The sequence below is a fragment of the Methanospirillum sp. genome, from assembly GCF_035560735.1.
Lineage (GTDB): Archaea > Halobacteriota > Methanomicrobia > Methanomicrobiales > Methanospirillaceae > Methanospirillum.
This window is the reverse complement of record NZ_DATMYY010000128.1, coordinates 1-3,505: the sequence shown is the minus strand read 5'-3', so window position 1 is coordinate 3,505 and position 3,505 is coordinate 1. Positions and strand designations below refer to the sequence as shown.

Below are 3,505 nucleotides of genomic sequence, written 5' to 3'. Positions count from 1 at the left end.
GATTCATACCATTGGGACCAGAATAGGAAGATCATTCCATGATTTTATCCGACGATAAACGGAGTTGTCAGGGTAGTTATTATATGGATCGAATAAAACTGGGATCACTTCCTTGGGAAATTGATCCGAAACCAAAAATTCAATCAGATCATCGATAAAAAAACTACACCCGGAGGATCGTATTCGATTATACTTCTCTTCCTTGGTCAATTCAAAAAAAATTCTTTCTTCTGCCACCATTATATCAGAGTGTCCGGTAATTCCTTCCTGAACAAGCCACTTCATTGCGGAATCATGGAGATCTGCACCACCGCCGGCATAAGGATTTTTTGAGCGATGACTAATGATGTATACAGGAATAGCCAGTTTACGACAGGATTGAATAAATCTAATTACCCCGGGAAAAGGTTGGGCACTCTGCATCCCCTCCCCATATATATATCCCTGAATATCAATCCACAGGTGTTCCTGCCCCCGGGATCTGATTATGTCCCGAATAATTGTCTTATTGGGTTGAGTGTTGACAGGAATCAAACCTCTTTGTACTGCTAGAGTATGGATAATCTGATCATATTGCACAATAGTATTATCCAGATCGATTCCAATGACTCGCACTTTTTATCTCTCCATATCGATAATTGGTCTGATAACACGACCAGTTGCAAGATCATCAAGGGCCTCATTGATCTGATTAAGGCTATAAATACGTGATATTAGGAAATCGGGATTAAATATCCCTGCATCAATTAAATGAATGATACGGGGGAAATCTCTATCTGGAACGATATCTCCACCCCAGGTCCCCCGGAGCTGCTTACCTTGGTTAAATTCATGAGGATCAACAGTAATACGATCTCCGAAGTGCGCATTTCCGATTATTGTAGCAACGCCCCCCTGATTCCGGACAGATGGTAATACCTGTTCCATTACAGAGGGCACTCCAGTCGCTTCGATACAAAAATCAAGTCCCTGAGGACATATCTTGAAAATTTCTGTGAGAGGAGCGCGGTCACCCGGATTAATGATATGGGTTGCTCCAAGTTCTTTGGCTGCGGCAAGTTTCCCTTCATTTGTATCGATAGCTACGATGGGAGTACATCCCGAAATTTTTGCAGCCTTTAGTGCACACAAACCTATACCGCCGCAGCCATAGATGCCCATACTCATGCCTGGTTTTGGCTGCGCTACGTTGACTACCGCTCCATATCCGGTAGGAATTGCACATCCGATGAGTGCTGCATAAAGAAGAGAAAAATTCTTGGGTATTGAAGTGACCCGATCCTCACTAATAAGAGCGTACTGAGAAAATGTGGTGATAGGGCCGGCATTCACCAGTTGATCTCCCCACTGATACTTACCAGGCCCACCATTCATACCACTTCCCCGAATCCAGGAGAGTATGACGTGATCTCCCAACTTTAGTTTTGTTATTCCTTCACCGACATCAACAACTACACCACTTCCTTCATGACCAAGACAATGGGGGAGAAATGTATCCTTACCCCTAACCCCCTGACATTCGCTCAGTTGAGTATGACATATTCCGCTGTATTTTATTTTTATGAGAACCTGCCCTTTTCTTACCAAAGGCATGTGTAGATCAACAATACGAAGGGGTGTTTTCGTTTCAACCAAAATCGCGGCTTTTGTTTTATTCATACTCTTGTAAATCCACAGACCTTATCTATCATTTGTTCTGCTGATAGCCCGAAAAACGTTCTGGCTTCCTGCTGATTATATGATGGAATGATGAATTCATCTCTGGTTCCGAGTCGAAGCATCTGGACACCAGAAATCTGGTTGTCTACTATCCATTCAGCTAACATCCCACCAAGCCCACCAATGGTGGAATGTTCTTCGATTGTGACAATTTCGGTAAACCGATGGCAGATCTGGTGCATCATCTCTTCGTCAAGTGGCTTAATTGTATGAAAATGGATCACTTCCGCACTAATTCCCCGTAACTCAAGAAGTTTTGATGCTTTTAGAACCTCTGAATTAATCACCCCGGTCGTAATCAAACAGACATCAGACCCGGTTCTGACCACCCTCGCCTTTCCAATGGTAAAATCTTTTGAAATGCACTCAATACAAGGTTCATTCTTCTTATTTATTCTGATATATACCGGATTGTTCACCTCTAATGATGCTTGAAGAGCGAGGACAACCTCAATTGGATCAGCTGGGCAAATTATGTTCATATGAGGGAGACACCGGAGTATTGCCAGGTCTTCACAAATATAATGGGTTGGGCCTAACTGGGAATAAGTGAGTCCACCCCCAAGCCCGATAATGATTACCGGCAGATTTTGGAAGCAGAGATCTATTCGAATCTGTTCATAACACCTGGTGACGTCAAATGCAGCAAATGTATAAACAATGGGCCGAAAACCAGATAGAGCAAGGCCCGCAGCCACACTAATCATATTTCCTTCAGCAACGCCACAATTGATAAACCGCTCTGGAAACTGCTCCTTGAAATCATCAAACATATGATTCCCTATATCCCCTGAAAGGATCATTATCCGGGGGTCAGATGCTGCCAGAACAGTCAGTTCCCGGGCAAAAGTATCTCTCATGAAATCCCCAGTTCTAATCCTGCTGTTGTTATATCATCTACAGAAGGCACCCGGTAATGCCAGTTATTATCATCTTCCATGAATGAGATTCCCTTACCCTTTACTGTATGTGCAATTATTGCAATTGGTTTCATTCCTTGAACGGGAAGACATTTGTACAGAGATATCAATGCAGGAATGTCATGACCATCGACCTCATAGACACACCACCCAAATGTTGCCAATTTTTCAGGTAGGGGATTCAATTCCATGATTTGATCTGTCCTATCGGTAGCCTGCCAGCCATTTGCATCAATTATTGTAATCAGATTACCACCGACATGTCTTGGTGCAAGGAGAAATGCTTCCCATACACTCCCTTCATTACACTCCCCATCACTCATAAGGACAACTACCCGGTAATTATCCTTATTTAATATGGAAGCTTTTGCTATTCCAAGACCGATTCCAAGACCGTGACCCAGTGAACCGGAAGATACCTCAATTCCAGGGATATTTCCTCTCACCGGATGTTCGGTCAGAAGGCTTCCACTCTTGTTAAATGTTGAAAGTAAATTCTTTGAGAAGAATGCTCGTTCTGCAAGAACGGTATAGAGGGAGAGGGAGGCATGACCTTTACTCAGAATAAACCGATCCCGATCCTCTGTGTCAGGTTTTTCTGGATCAATATGAAGAAATGAATAATACATCGAGATGATGATATCGAGACAGGAGAGACATGACCCGATATGCATTGCATCGGTCTCGTGTGCTATCCTGATCATCTCATACCTGAGTTTCCTTGAGATCTCTCTATAATCTATCATATTATGAAGCACTTAGTAGTTTGTCTCTAAAAGGCAAAAAGAAGATCAGATGAAATTTACATGAGGATGTGGGTTTTGGAGTGTTTCAAGATACCGATTAACTGCATCCAACCTGCACCC

Annotated in this window: 3 protein-coding genes; all 3 read right to left on the bottom strand. The window is 42.9% G+C overall.

Features of this window, described 5'->3' with window-relative positions:
• Window positions 1-618 precede the first annotated feature (618 nt).
• Genes VN429_RS04040 through VN429_RS04030 form a run of 3 tightly spaced genes read right to left on the bottom strand, consistent with a single transcriptional unit; the run spans window position 619 to window position 3,385 of the window.
• Window positions 619-1,659, bottom strand: coding sequence for a zinc-binding dehydrogenase (locus VN429_RS04040; RefSeq protein WP_325630058.1), 1,041 nt, complete (start codon window positions 1,657-1,659; stop codon window positions 619-621).
• A complete protein-coding gene (locus tag VN429_RS04035; protein ID WP_325630056.1) occupies window positions 1,656-2,579 on the bottom strand; it encodes a transketolase family protein in 924 nt (307 codons plus the stop codon). The genes VN429_RS04040 and VN429_RS04035 overlap by 4 nt, the downstream gene beginning before the upstream one ends.
• Window positions 2,576-3,385: a transketolase gene (locus VN429_RS04030; protein ID WP_325630054.1), complete on the bottom strand. Its 810-nt coding sequence runs from the start codon at window positions 3,383-3,385 to the stop codon at window positions 2,576-2,578. The genes VN429_RS04035 and VN429_RS04030 overlap by 4 nt, the downstream gene beginning before the upstream one ends.
• Window positions 3,386-3,505 lie beyond the last annotated feature (120 nt).

Excerpts from the sequence above, each read along its gene's own strand:
- VN429_RS04035 (WP_325630056.1), bottom strand. The coding sequence starts at position 2,579 with ATGAGAGATACTTTTGCCCGGGAACTGACTGTTCTGGCAGCATCTGAC.
- VN429_RS04030 (WP_325630054.1), bottom strand. The coding sequence starts at position 3,385 with ATGATAGATTATAGAGAGATCTCAAGGAAACTCAGGTATGAGATGATC.
- VN429_RS04040 (WP_325630058.1), bottom strand. The coding sequence starts at position 1,659 with ATGAATAAAACAAAAGCCGCGATTTTGGTTGAAACGAAAACACCCCTT.